Raw genomic sequence first — 673 nt, 5'->3', positions numbered from 1 at the left:
TCTCTTTTAATTCGAGACTTGTACTTTCTTTCAATTTTAATAGAATGTTCATTACCATTTTTGGTTTTTATTTTTAAATAGTAGACTTTAAAAAATATGCAATACTTGTAAGTAACGTATATTTTTTCAATTTCATTGACTTCAAATTTTCTTGATTTGTCACTTTTAACAATTTCAAGCACTTCCTTTTCATTAAAATAAATTTCCATAAATAAAGTATTTATATTAAAATAATATATCTATTTTATATGAATACATTTAAAGGGGGCAGCAGTATGTATGTCTAAAATATAACTAAAAACAATCGTAAGTTATGATTTAATTAATGTTTTTACTAATTAAATTTACACTCATTAAATCAAAAAACTTTTTTATTTACGTATAATTACAAATAATTTACTTTTGATTTAAAAAAACAATAAGAATTACACTAAAAACATTAATAAAACCAATTTGGAATAAAAATTATAATTTTTAGAATTTCATTATTTAAATTCACAACCTCAATTTTAGAATATTTAAAATTCGTTTATATTTGAATTATGAAAACCGAAAAAGAAAAAATGCTGTCGGGTGAAAATTATTTTTCCAATGATAAAGAATTATCTCTAGATAGAAATAAAGCTAAAAAATTACTTCATAAATTAAATATTACAGAATATCTAATGAATGG

2 protein-coding genes are annotated in these 673 nt (G+C 19.6%); one reads left to right on the top strand and one right to left on the bottom strand.

The features are described 5' to 3' along the window. A partial coding sequence (locus GFJ99_RS13690) for a hypothetical protein (RefSeq protein WP_203228799.1) occupies nt 1–209 on the bottom strand: 209 nt, incomplete at its 3' end. A 333-nt stretch (nt 210–542) separates the two neighbouring features. Between GFJ99_RS13690 and GFJ99_RS13310 the strand changes: the two genes are divergently transcribed. After that, on the top strand, nt 543–673 hold a 131-nt coding region (locus GFJ99_RS13310), incomplete at its 3' end, for a maltose acetyltransferase domain-containing protein (protein ID WP_305069022.1).

Origin of the sequence: Flavobacterium sp. LMO6, assembly GCF_009495795.1 — a bacterium.
Lineage (GTDB): Bacteria > Bacteroidota > Bacteroidia > Flavobacteriales > Flavobacteriaceae > Flavobacterium.
The sequence above is the reverse complement of the archived record's forward strand: the minus strand, read 5'-3'. Positions and strand labels throughout refer to the sequence as shown.